A 17,183-nucleotide genomic window follows, 5' to 3' on the forward strand; every position below is an offset into this window, starting at 1 on the left:
CCAGTTTGGCGATGATTTCTTTGTGTGTATCCCTATTGATGATATCTATAATTTGAATATTAGGGTCTCTAATGTCTAGTAGTTTTGTGATAAAATGTAATTGTTCCATATGATTCTTTCTAATGAGTTGTTTGATCGCTTTTCATTATAGGTCATATGGGACTTTTTTTCTACCCTAAAATAGGCTCCATAATATCTATAGGGATTTACCCACTACAAATATTATAGAGCCAAACTTTTTAAAAAATCTTTTTCATAACTTTATCCAGTACATTGATTGCTTTATCTTTCATGTTCTTCGTGACGTGGGTATAGATAGAAGTAGTGACTTCAGAGTCGGAATGATCAAACCCTGCCCGTGATTGTTTTTAGCGGAATTTTATTTTCTGATAAAATATTGGACATTGTAGGTAGCATGTTTTTATAGATGTTCAATTTGATTTATTTTTGTGGAATCCTCTTATTTTGAGATGAATACCAATTATAAGTGATTTGCATATCCAGGATATTACAAAGAAAAGCAAGCTAATGGGCACATAAATTTTATTTTAGATTCTTTAAAGCTGTTTACTCTGTTAGCAATTGTATTTGATAGGATTAATAGTTTATTGAATCCCTTTCTTATTTATTACATAATTTAATTTATGTAATCTATAAACTATCCAAGGCATTCTTTTGTTCATCATTGACGATATGGGTATAGAGGTCAGTGACTTGTGTGCTGGCATGTCCTAGCTGGTGACTGACCAAAACTTGCGATTTAGTGGCATCATAGAGCCTGGTTGCTAGCGTATGGCGTAGTTTATGGGGTGTTACACGGACTTTGAAGTCCTCAGAGTACTTAGCAACCATTTTCTCAACGCTGGAAGCATCGATACGATTAGGAACACCTCTGTAGAGTGTCAAAAAAAGAGCTGTATCTATTTTTTCCGTTTTATAGCGTTGATTCCGAATGGCCAGATAATTTTCTAAATAAGGTTTTGCAAAGGCAGCGACATTGACCGAGTCACGTTTGCCCCCTTTTCGAGTGACATCAATAACCATCATTTTGAGATTGAGATCCCTTATATTCAGATTAACTGCTTCAGACAAGCGAACACCAGACGCCAAGAGAAGGGCGATAATAGCCAAATCACGTTCCTTATTTTTATTAAATGATGAAAGAGCTCGATTTGAGAGCTGTTGTGGGTACTCTTGATCGATATAAGTCAGAAAACCTTCTGTTTCATCACCTAGAAAGAGCTTTTGCTTGATATTTTCAGCTCTGGCAGCAAGGGTTTCTTTCTTTTTCTTGGTTGAAACTTTCTTCATTACATTACGATAAAAATAAGGTTCTCCCTGATCGTTTTCAACTTCCTCAGTCAAATACTTATAAAGACTAGAAAGTGCTGACAAAGTCCGATTGATGGTTGTCTGAGAAACACCTTGTTTGGTTGTATTAGCATTCAGCAAGGGACGTTCACGTAGATAAAGGATAAAGGATTCCATGTCTTTCTTAGACATATTTTCCAAAACTGATAAAGGAATATCGGACATTTTATCAGCGTTTGAAATACCAGACTCCAAAACCCAGCTGAAAAATCGATCATATTCCTTGAGGTATTCGTACAGGGTTGTGAAACTATAGGGGACAGCAAGCTTAGATTGGTAGTATTCCAGAGCATACCAGGGCATGATTTGTTTTAGTTTGTCGATTCGTTCCAGTAAAATCTCACGTTTCATGTATTTTCTCCATAAATAAGTCTACTAGTAGTATAGCATAGACCTATATATTTTTCAAGAAAATTATAGTTTTTCGGAAAGATGTCATAGGAGTTTTTTAAAGTGATAAAAAGACTTAGACCTGCAAACAAAACAGATCTAAATCTTTGGAGTCATTATTGTGAATCATTATTTAGTGCTTTTTCTAGTTTCCAAATACTAAACCAGAATGAAATAGTCAGCAGAATAAGGAAAATAAAAAAGAGATGATCAGTAACGAAACTTCTGTTCATTCTACATAATTGAAGAGCTATATAAGGAGCTATGAGATACAATATACATTGTATAATTGCTATCGTTTTCTTTTTCATGATTGTAATCTGACTGTACAGATTTGATGCAGTAAACTCCTTTCTAGCTTTATGCTTTATCATTTCTAACTAAATTATAGTCTTATTTTTACCAAAATTCAATTATTTGTGTGTGCAATGTCTTGTCAGTAAAAGAGGCTGAATAAAAATTCTTTAAAAGTAAAAAGCGTATAGTGTCAGTCATTGAAAAAACTTGATACTATACGCTTTTTACTTCATTTTTTCTTGAAATTGACTTTTTCCCCGGACTCTTAAGATTTTATTTGACTGCTTCTTTCAAAGCGTCTACCTTATCCAAACGTTCCCATGGAAGATCAATATCTGTACGTCCCATGTGTCCATAAGCTGCTGTTTGACGGTAAATTGGACGTTTAAGGTCCAGCATTTGGATAATTCCTGCAGGACGAAGGTCAAAGATTTGACGAGCCGCTTTTTCAAGTTTGCTTTCAGCTACTGTTCCTGTACCAAAAGTATCAATACGAACAGATACAGGTTGCGCAACACCGATAGCGTAAGCCAATTGTACTTCCGCCTTCTTAGCAAGACCTGCTGCAACAATGTTTTTAGCAATGTAGCGAGCTGCATAAGAAGCTGAACGATCCACCTTAGTCGCATCCTTACCAGAGAAGGCACCACCACCATGACGAGAGTAGCCACCATAAGTATCTACGATAATTTTACGACCAGTCAGACCTGAGTCTCCTTGAGGTCCACCGATTACAAAACGACCAGTAGGATTGATGAAGAATTTTGTTTGCTCATCCAAGTAAGAGGCTGGAATAACCTCTTTGATAACCTTGTTAATGACATCATTGTGAATTTGTTCGTTGCTGACTTCTGGATCGTGCTGAGTTGAAATCACGACTGTATCCACACGTACTGGACGGTCATTTTCATCATACTCAACTGTAACTTGTGATTTAGCATCTGGGCGAAGATAGCTAATTTCACCAAACTTACGAAGTTCTGCCAGACGACGAACCAATTTATGACTGAGTGAGATTGGCAATGGCATGAGCTCTTCTGTTTCATCCACTGCAAATCCAAACATGAGCCCTTGGTCACCAGCGCCAATCAAGTCAAGCGGATCTTGGTCTGCATTCCCACGAACCTCCAAGGCTTCGTTAACACCTTGGGCAATGTCTGGCGACTGCTCAACAAGTGACGGATGGACTCCCACTGTCTCAGCAGAAAATCCATATTCTGTATTGGTGTAGCCAATCTCTGCAATGGTATCACGAACCACACGGTTAATATCCACATAGGCATTTGTAGATATTTCACCAAAAACATGGACGGAACCAGTATATACAGCTGTCTCAGCAGCAACGTGCGCCTCTGGATCTTTAGCTAAAATAGCATCCAAAATCGCATCTGAAATTTGGTCTGCAATCTTATCTGGATGCCCCTCAGATACAGATTCAGACGTGAATAATTTACGTTCTGACATAAAAATGTCCCCCCTTAAAAATAGTGTTATAGAGTTACAAAGTACTGATAGGAATTTCCATTATCTAAGAGTTACTAGCTTCAGAAATAAAAACGATACTTTTTTATTTCTGAAGCTAGTAAGGCGCATAGGGTGATCCCCCTATAGCGGCAACCGTAGAATAACGAACGACTTTGGAGCCGTCATTCTTTGCGAGTTGCGACGCAAAAGAAAAAATAGAAATACCTACCATCTTATCGGGACTATATAACTTTATCATTATACCATTTTTAAACACAATTTGCAGTCTATATACTCAATAAAAATCAAAGAACAGTTTTTTGATTGTAGATAAAACTGACTAAATTAGTAACATATACCTAATACAAGATGACGCTAACTTGTTTTGAAGAGTATTAATGTACTGTTTCAATTTTTACTAATCTATTTTCAACCTGAACAATAGTTTGAAAATGAAAAGGGACTTTATTCTTTTTGTAACCTTTCTGTAATAATTCTCTGCTGAAAAAATGATAAAATAGGTATGTACAGTTAAGGAGAGAATAATGCCTGTAAGAAAATTACAATCCTATGAGGTAGACAATCAAGAAGAATTAAATCATCAGATTCCTCGCTATCAAGATTATACACCTGAAGCACAATCTGATGCCAATCTCAAGGAAATCCTATTTTTTATTAATATTGCTGTTTTTTGTATCTGCATTGCTATCTTTAGTTTTATCTTTTTATCATTAAAATTATCAACTGCTCTTGCATTTGTCGCAGCAATTGGATTTAGCTTACTTGTTTTAAAAGTCCAACGCTCTATTATCAAACGAAAATTTAGAAGATAAATCATACCCCAGGTCTAATCAAGTTGATTTGTAAAAAATTAAGGAAAACAGAGGATTTAAGATGAAAAATGTGTTATTCATCTTAAATCCTCTGTTTTTTTGACCAGCTTGCCAAATATAATTATTTGCTTAATTGAATAACGTGTAACCATTCCTAATAAACGTTCTTCAAACATCCTAAACTGTAAAATCAATTAGTCCCAAGCTTCCTATCAATTTCTTCTCCAAAATATGCTATAATAATACCAAAAGATAAAGAAGGAAGTCTTATGATTAAACTACTAGCCTTGGATATGGATGGAACCCTCCTCAATGAAGCCAAGGAAATCCCACAAGCTCACATTACTGCTATTCACCAAGCCATTGAAAAGGGTGTCAAACTGGTTCTCTGTACGGGTCGCCCGCTTTTCGGTGTCCTTCCTTACTACAAAAAACTGGAACTTGACCTCCAGAATGAGTACGTTATTGTGAACAACGGTTGCTCAACTCATCAAACGAGCGACTGGAGCTTAGTTGACTGGCAAGAACTCAGTCCAGCAGACATCGAATACCTCTATGACCTAGCTGAAAAAAGCGATGTTCAGTTGACTCTTTTTGATGAGGAGCATTATTTTGTCCTCGGTGGCAAGCCTAATGAAATTGTTCAAAATGACGCCAAACTAGTTTTTTCAGACCTGACTGAAATTTCTCTTGAGGAAGCGACTAGTGGTAAGTATCGCATGTTCCAAGGTATGTTTTTAGGAACAGAGAGTCAAACTGACGATTTTGAAGAGCGTTTTGCTGGGGAACTCTGTCAGCGATTTAGTGGAGTTCGTTCACAGCCTGTCATTTATGAAGCCATGCCACTTGGTACGACAAAGGCTACTGCTCTTTCTCGACTAGCAGATATTTTGAAGATTGAGCCGTCAGAAATTATGGCTATGGGCGATGCCAATAACGATATCGAAATGCTCCAGTTTGCAGGACTTGGCATTGCAATGGGAAATGCCAGCGATTATGTCAAATCTCTTGCGGATGCCGTTACAGCAAGCAACGAAGAAGACGGCGTTGCTCGTGCCATTGAGAAATATATTTTATAATCAAGAAGCCCAGTTCATATAAACTGGGTTTTGATATTTAAGAATTCCTAAAACTTTAGAAACTCTTTAGAAATCCTTGAGCTTTCTTTGATTTCTATACTTTATACTAAAGTTAACAAAATAAATCAAAAGGAGAGAATCATGAAAACAGTGCTCGACATTCATGGATTGTCCAAAAACTTTGACAAACAAGCTATTCTTCAGGATCTTCATCTAACGATAAGAGAGGGAGATATTTATGGACTTATCGGGAAGAATGGAGCTGGGAAGACCACCTTAATCAAAATCATTACACAACTACTGTTTGCGGATAAGGGGACTGTTTCCCTCTTCTCCAGCAAAACGGAAAATGAGTGGACCAAGGCTCTATCTCGAGTAGGTTCAGTGATCGAATCACCTGTAGCTCATAATCACTTAACAGCCTACCAAAATCTGAATTATTATTGTATGATACGCCATATTCCAAATGCTGATCAAGTCATTCGAGAAACGCTGGATTATGTAGGTTTGCCAGATACAGGTAAGAAAGTCTTTCGTGATTTCTCGCTAGGAATGAAACAAAGACTTGGTATTGCCATTGCCCTCCTATCCAAACCAGACTTCCTGATCCTAGATGAACCTATCAACGGTCTCGACCCAATCGGTATCAAAGAATTTCGACTAATGATTCAACGACTAAATCAAGAAAAAGGGATAACCATTCTCATCTCTAGCCATATCTTGTCAGAACTCTACCTCGTAGCTAATCGTTTTGGTATTTTAGATCAAGGCAATATTATCCGTGAAATCAGCAAAGCTGAATTTGAAACACTAAGTGAGGATTATATTGTGCTTAAGACAGCCGACCAAGAGAAAGCTTGTCAAGTATTGAAAGAACAAATCCAGCTCCAGTTCAAGGTTGTCAATCCAGAAAATGAAATCCATATCTTTGGTCAGGAACAAGATGTCAAGCAGATTCTTAAGGAATTAACCTTGGCAGATGTTGCCATTGACGAGATTTACTATGCCCGTCAAAACCTAGAAGAATACTTCACTCAATTGGTCCAATAGGAGGAAAATCATGATACATACCATTCAAGCAGACTTTTACCGTCTTTTCCGTTCCAAAGGATTCTGGATTACAGAATTTATTCTCTTTACTCTCATGCTAATGGGAGCAAGTATAGGAGCCACGGGCCATCTGATGGCAATCCAGACAGAAGAGCCAGACATTCCAACCCATGGTTGGGACGGTGTACAAGCCCTGATTAACGCATCTAGTCAAGGTTCAAACCTCGTTTTTCTCTGTATTGTTCTAACTTGTCTAGTTCTCGGTGTTGATTTAATCGGAAAGCTCTATAAAAATAGTTTGACAGTAGGGGTTTCTCGTACAGAGTTTTTCCTTGCCAAAGCCTTTGTATTGGCTTCTATCGCACTTTTGCAAGTCATCATTAGCCTTGTTATTGCCTTTATTCCAGCAACTATCTTAAATGGATTTGGCACTATGCCTGATGGCTTTATTGGCAATCTACTGATAACCATTTTCCTTCAATTTCTTTGCCTTCTAGCTTGGCTTTCCATTGTTTCCTTCATCCTCTATGTTAGTCATTCTTATCTTGCAGTATTTATTGGCTATTTGGTCAGCTCTATCTTACTTTCTATGCCAATGCTCATCTTCCCAAGTATCAAAATTTCGCCATATTTATCATTGCAGTTTTTCTATGCTATGACTGCTAATAGTGAGTCAATTCTCTACACACTTATAGTTACCTTAGCTGTTATTGTAATCTTCAATCTAGGTGGACTGGCAGTTTTCAAAAAGAAAAGTCTATAAAAAATGACCTCCTCTAGCCTACAGAGGAGGTTTCTTTTCGTTAAAAGTAAATGAAAACCGACAACCATTGCCCATCTGTGCCTAGTTTCATCTCTGCACCGAGAAGATGACATAATTCCTCAGTGATATAAAGGCCTAAACCAGAGGATTCTTCCGTATCAGATAGATTTTCAGAATAAAAACGGTTGCTGAGATTTTCTATTTTTTTGATGGGCTGTTTGACAAGATTTGCAATTTCTAAGACAAGCTGTTCCTTTTCCTTTCTCAAAGATAGACGCGCTTCTTCCTTACCATGCTTGAGGACATTTCCAAGCAGATTTTGTAAAATTCGATCCAGCAAGTCTTCATCAGTCCTTATTTTCAGACCAGCTTCAACCTTAAAATCAAGCGTGATATTTGCCGCCTGAAAAACATCATAATAAGCCAGTGTCTTTTTGGTGATAAAAGCTGAAAGATCCACTTCTTCCAATTTCGGTTTGACAGCCCCTTCCATCAAACGACGGTATTCTAGGAGAGCCTCCAAACGTTTGGAAACTAAATCAAGATGCTGGACTATTTTTTGTAAGGTTTCTGCTTTGTTTTCAGGAGTTTTTATCAATTGTTGGGTATAGCCTGAAGCGATAGTCAAAGGCGTCCGAATATCATGGGCGATATTGCTGATGGCCATATCCAGAGTCTGCTTTTCCCTTTTCATCACCAACCGAGATTGTTCTACTTTCTGAAATAGATTCTCAATCTGCTGGTAGAGATGTAAAAAATGTTTGGAAAAAATGCTGACTCCAACTCTTTTCATACTACCCGTGAGAATCTTGTCTTCAATCTGTTGACTCAGGCTTTCAAGTGCCAGATGATAGCGAATCAATGCAATCGATAAAATAATTAGGAGTACTAGTAGGACAAAAATTATCATGTAGGTCATTGCTTATCTCCTTTTAATCTTACCCCAACTCCCCAGATGGTTTCAATGTATTCTTGATTTGGGTCAAGCTGGCTTAATTTTTTTCGAAGATTACTCAAATGCGTATTGAGGGTATTATCTCCAGGTAGATAGCTATCCTCCCAGACCAATTCATAAAGTTCTTCCTTGGTGAAAATTTTCTTAGGATGTTTGAGGAGAGTTTGAAGAATTAAGCATTCTTTCTTGGCAAGGCGAATGGTTTCCTGACTATTCTTGATTTCAAAACTTTCTGCATCAAACTGGATATTTTTCAAGTTTTGTGGCAGATTTTCAGTTTTTCCTATTTCCATAGGCTGTTTTTCTGCACTTTGGCGTAGTTGAACAGTAACTCTGGCAAAGACTTCTTCCAAATCAAAAGGCTTGACTATGTAATCATTGGCACCGTCTAAGAGGTATTGACTGATTAACTTCTTATCGCTCAAAGCCGTTAGCATAATGACTGGAATTTGACTTTGTTCCCTGATGGCTTTTAAAACCTGATCCCCATTTTTCCCAGGAAGCATGATATCGAGCAAAACGAGGTCAATCCCACCTTGGTCAAAACGCATGATGCCTTCAGTTCCTGAAAAGGCTTGAATCACCTTATGCTCTTCAGTAAGAAGTGTTCGCAAAATCTCTTGAATGTCACTATTGTCTTCAATAACCAATATCCTAGCCATAAATACCAACCTTTCTGCAACTATTATAGCATGTTTTATTGATAAAGCTTAAACAGAAAAGCTCCTCGCATAAAAGCGCGAGAAAGCTTTAGAGGGTTAAAATATAAAATCCACTTGCTAGATGACCTAGCATCCCTATAATTGCTAGTGAAAACGAGTCTAGCAGAATGAATCTCTCATTTCTCTCCTACTAGTCCGTAATACGTTGATACATTTCTGGTCTTCTATCTCGAAACAAGCCCCAGTTTAGGCGTTCTCTTGCTCCCTTGTCTAGGTCATAAGTTGCTAACAGAACAGCTTCTTCTTGTCTTTCAGCTTGCTCTAGAATAGCTCCTGTTTCATCCGTTATAAAGGATGAACCGTAGAAGTCAAGACTGGAACTCTGTCCACCATTTTCCTCACTTGGAGTGACTTCCTCTAAGCCATAACGATTGGCTGCAATAACTGGAACAATATTAGCTGCTGCGTGTCCTTGCATGGTACGTTGCCAATGACCACAACTATCCGTATCTAAAATCGGCTCTGAACCGATGGCTGTAGGATAAAAGAGCAATTCAGCACCATTCAACGCAAGACAGCGCGCTGTTTCAGGGAACCATTGATCCCAACAGATACCGATACCAATCTTGGCATAGCGAGTATCCCAGACCTTGAAACCTGTGTTGCCAGGTGTGAAATAAAATTTTTCTTGATAATAATGGTCATCTGGTATGTGGGTCTTTCGATACACACCCAGCACTTCCCCATCTGCATCAATGACAGCAATAGAGTTATATAAGACATTGCCATCTTTTTCATAGAAACTGATTGGTAAAACGACTTCTAGTTCCTTAGCAATCACCTTAAAATGCTGAATAGCTGTATTGTCTGTCACCGACTGGGCATGCTGGTAGTAGTCATACTGACGTTCCTGACAGAAATAGGGACGTTCAAACAACTCGGGCAAGAGAACAATTTGTGCGCCTTGTTCTGCAGCTTGACGTACTAAACGCTCTGCTGTTTGAATATTTGTTGCCACATCCTTAGCGCATTGCATCTGAATGGCTGCAACTCTTACATTTCTCATCTTTTTCTCCTATTCTGGGATTTGTTGGGTGATACAGTGGATATTGCCACCACCTAAGAGAATATCTCTGGCTGGTATTCCGACAACTTTACGGTCTGGGAAACACTTACTGAGGATATCTAAGGCCACTTGGTCGTTTTTATCCTGAAACTGAGGAACTAGGACAGCCTTGTTGGCAATATAAAAGTTTACGTAGGAAGCTGCTAGTCGTTCACCTGCGTATCGCTCTTCTTCTCCTTCTTCATAGATGTAGCCTGGCAAATCCTCTTTGGTTACAACTTGATGAAGAGCTGGAATTGGAAGTTTATGAATAGTGAAGTGTCGACCTTTTGCATCTGTTTCCTTTTCTAAAAGCGCTAAATCAGCTAATGACATGGCATATTGAGGATCGCTTTTGTCGTCTGTCCAAGCCAAAACAAGATCTGAAGGACCAACGAAGGCAACAACATTGTCAACGTGTTCATTGGTTTCGTCCTGATAAATACCATAAGGAAGCCAAATAACTTTTTCAGCTCCAAGGCACTCTAATAAGGTACTCTCGATTTCCTCTTTACTGAGATGAGGATTGCGACCAGAACTAAGCAAGCAACTTTCAGTCACGAGAATGGTTCCTTGACCATCGCTATGGATTGCTCCTCCTTCTAGGACAAAAGGTTTAGCATCATAAACAGGCATTTCCAAGGCCTCAGCAAAACGACTGGCTACTTGGTTATCATCTTCATAATCTTGATAAAGACCATCAACAGCACCACCCCAAGCATTGAAAGACCAATCCACGGCTAATTTCTGGCCTTCATCATTGACAAGAATAGTCGGACCTGTATCACGGGCCCAGGCATCATTAGTGGGAATGTCTAGATAAATAACGCTATCTCCAAGGTAGTCTTGGGCTTCAGATAGATAGTCTTGCTCCACCAAGAGATAAACTCTTTCCCCTTCTGCTATAGTCTTGATAATCTGAGTAAATGCTCTTTTGGCGGCTTTTCCTTGAAAGGGCCATGAACCTGGTCGAGTCGGCCATATCATGAGGGTACCATGATGGGGTTCGTACTCTGCTGGCATGCGATAGCCTAATTTTTTGGGACTGTCCATCATGATAATCTCCCTTTAAAATCTTGATAGCCAAAGGCTTTGACTAAGCTGCAGTCTCCCTGTTCGTCCATGAGATAGAGACTTGGCAATCCAATACCATTAAAGGTATTATTTTTGACAAAAGAATAAATGGCCATGTCTTCGAAATAAAGTCTATCACCGATTTGGACTGGATTTTCAAAGCTATAATCACCAATCACATCGCCTGTCAGACAAGTATTGGAAGAAAGTCTATAGGTATGGGCTTTTTCCTGTGCCTCAAAGCCATTCCTCAAAGGTGGACGATAGGGCATCTCAAGTACATCAGGCATATGGCAGGTCGCAGAAGCGTCTAAAACCAAGATTTCCATACCGTTTGCTACAATATCTAATACCTCAGTTGCTAGATAACCTGCATTGAGCGCAATGGCTTCACCCGGCTCGATATAGACTTCAAGATTATAAGTTTCTCGGATACGCTTGATTTCTGAAATCAGCAAATCCACATCGTAACCTTCTCTTGTGATGTGGTGTCCGCCCCCCATATTGAGCCATTTGACCTCATGTAAGTAAGGACCAAACTGCGCTTCTACTGCTTTCAAAGTTGTCTGTAAATCATCTGCTCCCTGCTCGCAAAGGGTATGAAAATGAAGACCGTCTACCAATTCCAGCAAATCACTCGGAATCTTGTCTAGAGTAACTCCGAAACGGGATCCAGGGGCGCAAGGATCATAGAGAGCGTGATCTCCTTGAGTTGAACACTGAGGGTTAAGTCGCAAACCCACGCTTACACCAGCTTCACGACAACGAGCCCCATGTTTACGCAACTGTCTCTCTGAGTTAAAGACGATATGGTCTGTTATCTCCAGCAATTCCTCCAAGTCTGCATCCTTGAAAGCAGGCGCAAATACATGGACTTCTCCTGGAAATTCTTCCCTTGCCAATTTGGCTTCATAAAGTCCACTAGCTGTCGTACCTGATAGATACTGGCTAATCAAGGGATAGGTTTTGTAGAGGGAATAAGCCTTCTGAGCAAGCAAAACCTTGCAGCCAGATTCTTCTTGTACATATTGTAGAATGCGGCAATTGGCTTCTAACTTTGCCAAGTCAATGACATAGGCTGGTGTTGGTACTTGTTCTAGCTTCATTAGTCCACCATTTGTGGATTTTCAACCACAACCCAAGGTAAACCATACTCATTCAAAGCTTCCATGAATGGATCTGGATCCAACTCTTCAAGGTTATACACTCCAGCTTGTTTCCAAGTACCGTTCATAACCAATTTTGTCCCAATCATGGCTGGAACGCCTGTCGTGTAAGAAATTGCTTGTGAACCAACTTCTGCGTAACATTCCTGATGGTCGCAGACATTGTAGATGTAGATGGTCTTTTCAACGCCATCTTTTAAACCTGTAAAGATACATCCAATATTGGTTTTACCAACTGTACGTGGGCCAAGGCTGGCAGGATCTGGAAGCAAGGCTTTTAAGAATTGAATCGGCACGATTTCTTGGCCATTGAAGTTAATGGTATCTGTACGAAGGAGCCCTACATTTTCCAAGCATTTCATATGCGTTAGATAAGATTGGCCAAAGGTCATAAAGAAGCGAATCCGTTTAACACCTGGAATGTTCTTGGCCAATGATTCGATTTCTTCATGGTGAAGGAGATACATGTCTTTTTGCCCAACCTGAGGGAAATCGTACTCACGCTTGATAGACATGGCTTCGACTTCGACCCATTTTCCATCTTCCCAGTAAGAACCTGGCGCAGAAACCTCGCGGAGATTGATTTCTGGGTTAAAGTTTGTCGCAAATGGATAACCATGGTCACCACCATTACAGTCTAAAATGTCGATATAGTGGATTTCATCAAAATAATGTTTAAGTGCGTAAGCAGAAAAGACACTAGTCACACCTGGGTCAAAGCCAGATCCAAGAAGAGCTGTTAAGCCTGCTTCCTTGAATTTTTCTTGATAAGCCCATTGCCATGAGTAGTCAAAGTAGGCTGTAAAACCAAGTTCCTTACAACGTTTCTCATAGATGGCACGCCACTCAGGGTCTTCTGTGTCTTCTGCTTCGTAGTTGGCCGTATCGATATAGTGAACACCTGTTGCCAAACAAGCGTCCATAATGGTTAAATCTTGATATGGTAGTGCTACGTTCAAAACAGCTTCTGGTTTGTAGTTTTCAATCAGGGCAATCACTTCTTCTACCTTGTCAGCATCAAGGGCAGCTGTCTCAATCTTTGTACTTGTTTTACCTTCTAGCTTCGCTTTCAAGTCATCGCATTTTGACTTAGTACGGCTAGCAATCATAATCTCTGTAAAGGTTTCGCTATCTTGGCAAATCTTTGAAATAGCAACTTGGGCAACTCCCCCACATCCAATAACTAGTAAACGACTCATTTTTTTCCTTCCTCTTCTTCTAAAATGTCCTCAACATACTTGGGCAACATAAAGGCTCCCACATGTAAGTTTGCAGTGTAGTATTCTGTGAAAAGCTGGCGTTTTTTCCAGCCTTCCTTGTCAAAATCTTTGACAGGGTGGTATTTTTTCGAAGCAAATCCAAACAACCAATAACCAGCAGGGCTAGTTGGAATATGGGCCTGATAGACCCGACTGATTGGAAAGGCTTGATTGACCTTGCGGTGCATGCTTCGGCAAGCCGACTCATCCTCATCAAAGAAGGGACTCCCATGCTGGTAAATCATGATACCGTCTTCTTTCAAGGCTCTGTAACTGTTTCCGTAAAATTCCTTGGTAAAGAGGCCTTCCGTATGTCCAAATGGATCTGTCGCATCGTTGATGATAATATCGTAGTCATCTTCACAATTTCGCAAAAAGCGTAGCCCATTTTGGTAATAAATGGTAACACGAGGATCGTCTAGCCCTGCGGCAAAATCTGGGAAATACTCACGACAAACCTCAACTAGCATCTCATCTGGTTCCACGATATCAATTTGCTCCAGTTCAGGATAGAGGGTTAATACTTGGGCAACACCGCCGTCACCACCCCCAATAACCAATACTTTCTTTGGATTTGGGTGGACAGCCATGGGAACGTGAACGGTCATTTCATTGTAGACGAAATCATCCGCATCTGAGAACAAGACATGGCCATTTAAAATCAGTATTTTCCCAAAAGCTGGCGTATCCAAGACTTCGATATCCTGCCATTCACTTTTACCAGCGTAGAGTTGCTTGGCTGTTCTCAGGGACAATTTGACATCTGGAGTATGAACTTCAGAAAACCATAAATCCATCTAGTTCTCCTTTCTCTTAATGACGTTGATGTGATTGACCTCAGGATCTTCCGTCCCTTGGAGTGAGCAACCACGTTCCTTGGCAAATTGGATATAATCGACAATTTCTCGTGTAATGCGTTCTCCAGGAGCCAAGATAGGAATACCTGGAGGATAGCACATGACAAATTCCCCACAGACTTGTCCAACAGACTCATCCAAGGTCAAACTTTTTCTCTCTAAATAGAAGGCTTCCTGAGGAGATAACACCAACTCGGGCTGAATATATTCTCCAGCTATCAAGTCGTTTCCATCTCTTGAATAGAGTCTCTTGATGTCAGCCAGAGCACCTACTAAGCGCTCGATGTCTTGGATACGGTCACCAATCGAAATATAGGCCAAGATATTACCAATATCACCAAACTCAATCTGAATGTCGTATTCATCTCGCAGGAGGTCATAAACCTCGATACCAGTTAAACCAATCCCCTGAGTGTAAACTGACAGCTTGGTCACGTCAAAATCACAGACCGACACACCGTCTACTAATTCTTTTGAGTAAGCGTAGTAGCCACCGATAGCATTGATTTCACGACGAGCGTACTCTGATAGTTCAATGACCTTTTCAAAAGACTCTTTACCACGAAGGGCTAGATTACGACGTGAAATATCCAAACTAGCCATCAGCAAGTAAGAGGCAGATGTAGACTGGGTCAGGTTGATAATCTGACGTACGTATTCAGGATTCATCTGCTCCCCGATTAAAAGAAGCGAACTTTGGGTCAAACTCCCACCAGACTTATGCATGGAAACTGCTGCCATATCAGCTCCTGCATCCATAGCAGAAATTGGAAGTTTATCAGTAAAATGCAAATGCGCTCCGTGGGCCTCATCTACTAAAACCATCATGCCAGCTTCATGAGCCATTTTTGTCAACCCTTTCAGGTCTGAACAGATGCCGTAGTAAGTGGGATTATTAATCAAAATGGCCTTGGCATCTGGATGATCCTTGATAGCCTGGGCTACTCGGTCATTTTCAAGACCTAAAGCGATACCAATCTTAGGATTCACACTCATCTCGATATAGATGGGAATGGCACCACATAGAACCAGCGCATTGATAGCAGATTTGTGGACATTACGTGGCAGAATAATCTTATCTCCAGCCTTGCAGGTGGAAAGAATCATAGTCTGCACCGATGAGGTTGTTCCCCCTATCATTAGAAAAGCATGGCTAGCTCCAAAAGCATCTGCAGCCAATTCCTCTGCATCCCGAATAATCGAAATGGGATGGCCTAAATTATCCAAGGGTTTCATCGAATTGACATCAATTCCAACACATTTTTCTCCTAAGAGTTCGACAAGTTCTGGATTTCCCCGTCCACGCTTGTGACCTGGAACATCAAAGGGAACAATCCTTTTCTTGCGTAACTTCACCAAGGCCTCATAAATTGGGGCTTGGTTTTGATCTAACTCTTTCAAGACATACTCCTTTCAATATTTTTAGGACCTTATGAAAACTAAGGAACTAAAGGTTGACTCATGAAAAAAGAGCAGGTTTTCACCTGCTCTGCAATCTTCTGACGTTTTTATGTTTGTTTCTGTTGAGTATGTCTGTTCCCGATGTTTCCTAACTCTCTAGTAGCAAATATTACGTACTTTATTGATCGTTTCACAAGATGACGTGTGCTTTCACCACACTAAAAATTTATGAATTAGGACAAGTGTCCTAACATCAACTTATAAAAGTAGGCTTTTAACCCTATCAATAATGTGGTTTTTCAACCACGCTTCGGCATTCAACCCTGCCTGTCCGTAGGCATTTTTTACTCGGGTTTATATTTGCTAGAAAACATCATCTCATTTTCTAAGCTCCATTACTATATCATGTTTTTAAAAACTTGTAAAGCATTTTACGAAAAAAATATAAAAAAGTTCGTAAAATAGTTGGATTTTATTTAATTTCACACTAATTATTTTCTTGTAATCGATTATAAAGTGAACAAAATGATTATCGTATTTAATTTTAAATTTTTTATGCCATTCTATACTTTTTAACTTTGGTGTCTGATCTATCAGAGAAGATGTCGACATTTTTATATCATTAAAATCGTGCAACTTTTTTCAGATACTTTTAAAAGATTGATTTCATTACCTGTTTCCTTTATACTGGATAAAAAGGAGAATAGTATGTCAGAGACAAATCACGAAATCGATTCAAACTTTGCAGGTCGTTTAAATATCCTGCGTGCGGGTGTTCTTGGTGCCAATGATGGGATTATTTCCATTGCTGGTGTGGTTATCGGGGTTGCCAGTGCTACCAGTAATATCTGGATTATCTTTTTATCAGGTTTTGCAGCTATTTTGGCCGGTGCCTTTTCAATGGCTGGTGGAGAATATGTGTCCGTTTCAACTCAAAAAGATACCGAGGAAGCAGCCGTTGCACGTGAGCAACTCTTGCTAGATCAAGATATGGAACTAGCCAAAAAGTCCCTCTATGCTGCCTATATTCAAAATGGCGAGTGTGAAACCTCTGCTCAACTCTTGACCAACAAGGCCTTTTTAAATAATCCGCTCAAGGCTTTGGTAGAGGAAAAATATGGGATTGAGTATGAAGAGTTTACCAATCCTTGGCATGCTGCTATCTCTAGCTTTATTTCTTTTTTCCTTGGTAGCTTACCACCAATGCTTTCAATTACCATTTTCCCAAGTGAATACCGCATCCCTGCTACTGTCCTTATCGTCGGTGTGGCCCTTCTTCTCACTGGTTACACAAGTGCTAGACTTGGAAAAGCACCTACCAAAACAGCTATGATTCGGAACTTAGCTATTGGCCTCTTGACTATGGGAGTTACCTTTCTGCTCGGACAACTTTTCAGCATTTAATACTCTTCGAAAATCTCTTCAAACCACGTCAGCTTCGCCTTGCCGTATATATG

15 protein-coding genes and 1 pseudogene are annotated in these 17,183 nt (G+C 39.8%); 5 read left to right on the forward strand and 11 right to left on the reverse strand.

What is annotated here, in order from left to right; all coding sequences use genetic code 11:
* Positions 1 to 239 precede the first annotated feature (239 nt).
* The 3 genes and pseudogenes from HT724_RS06060 to metK all read right to left on the reverse strand — a co-directional run.
* Positions 240 to 399: pseudogene (locus tag HT724_RS06060) on the reverse strand (integrase); the annotation flags it as partial.
* Positions 400 to 651: 252 nt separating this feature from the next.
* Positions 652 to 1,722 carry a tyrosine recombinase XerS gene (gene xerS / locus HT724_RS06065; protein WP_173276790.1) on the reverse strand — a complete coding sequence of 357 codons (1,071 nt, stop codon included), beginning with the start codon at positions 1,720 to 1,722 and terminating at the stop codon, positions 652 to 654.
* A 609-nt stretch (positions 1,723 to 2,331) separates the two neighbouring features.
* On the reverse strand, positions 2,332 to 3,522 hold the full coding sequence (metK, locus tag HT724_RS06070) for a methionine adenosyltransferase (RefSeq protein ID WP_173227212.1): 1,191 nt from the start codon (positions 3,520 to 3,522) through the stop codon (positions 2,332 to 2,334).
* 545 nt (positions 3,523 to 4,067) lie between these two features.
* Here metK and HT724_RS06075 point away from each other — a divergent pair.
* From HT724_RS06075 to HT724_RS06090, 4 genes are all read left to right on the forward strand, one after another.
* A complete protein-coding gene (locus HT724_RS06075; RefSeq protein ID WP_173227210.1) occupies positions 4,068 to 4,355 on the forward strand; it encodes a DUF3270 domain-containing protein in 288 nt (95 codons plus the stop codon).
* Positions 4,356 to 4,624: 269 nt separating this feature from the next.
* The gene (locus HT724_RS06080) at positions 4,625 to 5,434 is read left to right on the forward strand and encodes a Cof-type HAD-IIB family hydrolase (RefSeq protein ID WP_173276789.1); all 810 of its coding nucleotides are present in this window, start codon (positions 4,625 to 4,627) and stop codon (positions 5,432 to 5,434) included.
* Between the two features lie 141 nt (positions 5,435 to 5,575).
* Positions 5,576 to 6,484 carry an ATP-binding cassette domain-containing protein gene (locus HT724_RS06085; protein WP_173276788.1) on the forward strand — a complete coding sequence of 303 codons (909 nt, stop codon included), beginning with the start codon at positions 5,576 to 5,578 and terminating at the stop codon, positions 6,482 to 6,484.
* A gap of 10 nt (positions 6,485 to 6,494) precedes the next feature.
* Positions 6,495 to 7,247, forward strand: coding sequence for an ABC transporter permease (locus tag HT724_RS06090; RefSeq protein ID WP_173276787.1), 753 nt, complete (start codon positions 6,495 to 6,497; stop codon positions 7,245 to 7,247).
* 40 nt (positions 7,248 to 7,287) lie between these two features.
* On the opposite strand, the gene HT724_RS06095 is transcribed toward HT724_RS06090, so the two are convergent.
* The 8 genes from HT724_RS06095 to HT724_RS06130 form a co-directional block, all read right to left on the reverse strand.
* On the reverse strand, positions 7,288 to 8,166 hold the full coding sequence (locus HT724_RS06095) for a HAMP domain-containing sensor histidine kinase (RefSeq protein ID WP_173276786.1): 879 nt from the start codon (positions 8,164 to 8,166) through the stop codon (positions 7,288 to 7,290).
* A complete protein-coding gene (locus HT724_RS06100) occupies positions 8,163 to 8,864 on the reverse strand; it encodes a response regulator transcription factor (RefSeq protein WP_173276785.1) in 702 nt (233 codons plus the stop codon). The genes HT724_RS06095 and HT724_RS06100 overlap by 4 nt, the downstream gene beginning before the upstream one ends.
* A gap of 190 nt (positions 8,865 to 9,054) precedes the next feature.
* Positions 9,055 to 9,930: an N-carbamoylputrescine amidase gene (gene aguB / locus HT724_RS06105; protein ID WP_173276784.1), complete on the reverse strand. Its 876-nt coding sequence runs from the start codon at positions 9,928 to 9,930 to the stop codon at positions 9,055 to 9,057.
* Between the two features lie 9 nt (positions 9,931 to 9,939).
* On the reverse strand, positions 9,940 to 11,025 hold the full coding sequence (aguA, locus tag HT724_RS06110) for an agmatine deiminase (RefSeq protein ID WP_173276783.1): 1,086 nt from the start codon (positions 11,023 to 11,025) through the stop codon (positions 9,940 to 9,942).
* A complete protein-coding gene (gene nspC / locus HT724_RS06115) occupies positions 11,022 to 12,149 on the reverse strand; it encodes a carboxynorspermidine decarboxylase (protein WP_173276782.1) in 1,128 nt (375 codons plus the stop codon). The genes aguA and nspC overlap by 4 nt, the downstream gene beginning before the upstream one ends.
* Positions 12,149 to 13,408, reverse strand: coding sequence for a saccharopine dehydrogenase family protein (locus HT724_RS06120; protein ID WP_173276781.1), 1,260 nt, complete (start codon positions 13,406 to 13,408; stop codon positions 12,149 to 12,151). The genes nspC and HT724_RS06120 overlap by 1 nt, the downstream gene beginning before the upstream one ends.
* The gene (speE, locus tag HT724_RS06125; RefSeq protein ID WP_000366713.1) at positions 13,405 to 14,265 is read right to left on the reverse strand and encodes a polyamine aminopropyltransferase; all 861 of its coding nucleotides are present in this window, start codon (positions 14,263 to 14,265) and stop codon (positions 13,405 to 13,407) included. Before speE ends, HT724_RS06120 begins: the two co-directional genes overlap by 4 nt.
* Complete coding sequence (locus HT724_RS06130; protein ID WP_173276780.1) at positions 14,266 to 15,726, reverse strand: aminotransferase class I/II-fold pyridoxal phosphate-dependent enzyme; 1,461 nt, start codon at positions 15,724 to 15,726, stop codon at positions 14,266 to 14,268.
* A gap of 708 nt (positions 15,727 to 16,434) precedes the next feature.
* Between HT724_RS06130 and HT724_RS06135 the strand changes: the two genes are divergently transcribed.
* Positions 16,435 to 17,130, forward strand: a complete 696-nt coding sequence (locus HT724_RS06135; RefSeq protein WP_000005260.1) for a VIT family protein — start codon at positions 16,435 to 16,437, stop codon at positions 17,128 to 17,130.
* Positions 17,131 to 17,183: the final 53 nt, after the last annotated feature.

Origin of the sequence: Streptococcus sp. k-402 (genome assembly GCF_013277515.1) — a bacterium.
Classification (GTDB): Bacteria; Bacillota; Bacilli; order Lactobacillales; family Streptococcaceae; genus Streptococcus.

What these genes read in the sequence shown, in the direction of transcription:
- xerS (WP_173276790.1), bottom strand. Translation starts at nt 1,722, where the DNA reads ATGAAACGTGAGATTTTACTGGAACGAATCGACAAACTAAAACAAATC.
- HT724_RS06100 (WP_173276785.1), bottom strand. Translation starts at nt 8,864, where the DNA reads ATGGCTAGGATATTGGTTATTGAAGACAATAGTGACATTCAAGAGATT.
- aguA (WP_173276783.1), bottom strand. Translation starts at nt 11,025, where the DNA reads ATGATGGACAGTCCCAAAAAATTAGGCTATCGCATGCCAGCAGAGTAC.
- HT724_RS06095 (WP_173276786.1), bottom strand. Translation starts at nt 8,166, where the DNA reads ATGACCTACATGATAATTTTTGTCCTACTAGTACTCCTAATTATTTTA.
- HT724_RS06085 (WP_173276788.1), top strand. Translation starts at nt 5,576, where the DNA reads ATGAAAACAGTGCTCGACATTCATGGATTGTCCAAAAACTTTGACAAA.
- HT724_RS06075 (WP_173227210.1), top strand. Translation starts at nt 4,068, where the DNA reads ATGCCTGTAAGAAAATTACAATCCTATGAGGTAGACAATCAAGAAGAA.
- HT724_RS06090 (WP_173276787.1), top strand. Translation starts at nt 6,495, where the DNA reads ATGATACATACCATTCAAGCAGACTTTTACCGTCTTTTCCGTTCCAAA.
- speE (WP_000366713.1), bottom strand. Translation starts at nt 14,265, where the DNA reads ATGGATTTATGGTTTTCTGAAGTTCATACTCCAGATGTCAAATTGTCC.
- metK (WP_173227212.1), bottom strand. Translation starts at nt 3,522, where the DNA reads ATGTCAGAACGTAAATTATTCACGTCTGAATCTGTATCTGAGGGGCAT.
- HT724_RS06135 (WP_000005260.1), top strand. Translation starts at nt 16,435, where the DNA reads ATGTCAGAGACAAATCACGAAATCGATTCAAACTTTGCAGGTCGTTTA.
- nspC (WP_173276782.1), bottom strand. Translation starts at nt 12,149, where the DNA reads ATGAAGCTAGAACAAGTACCAACACCAGCCTATGTCATTGACTTGGCA.
- aguB (WP_173276784.1), bottom strand. Translation starts at nt 9,930, where the DNA reads ATGAGAAATGTAAGAGTTGCAGCCATTCAGATGCAATGCGCTAAGGAT.
- HT724_RS06120 (WP_173276781.1), bottom strand. Translation starts at nt 13,408, where the DNA reads ATGAGTCGTTTACTAGTTATTGGATGTGGGGGAGTTGCCCAAGTTGCT.
- HT724_RS06080 (WP_173276789.1), top strand. Translation starts at nt 4,625, where the DNA reads ATGATTAAACTACTAGCCTTGGATATGGATGGAACCCTCCTCAATGAA.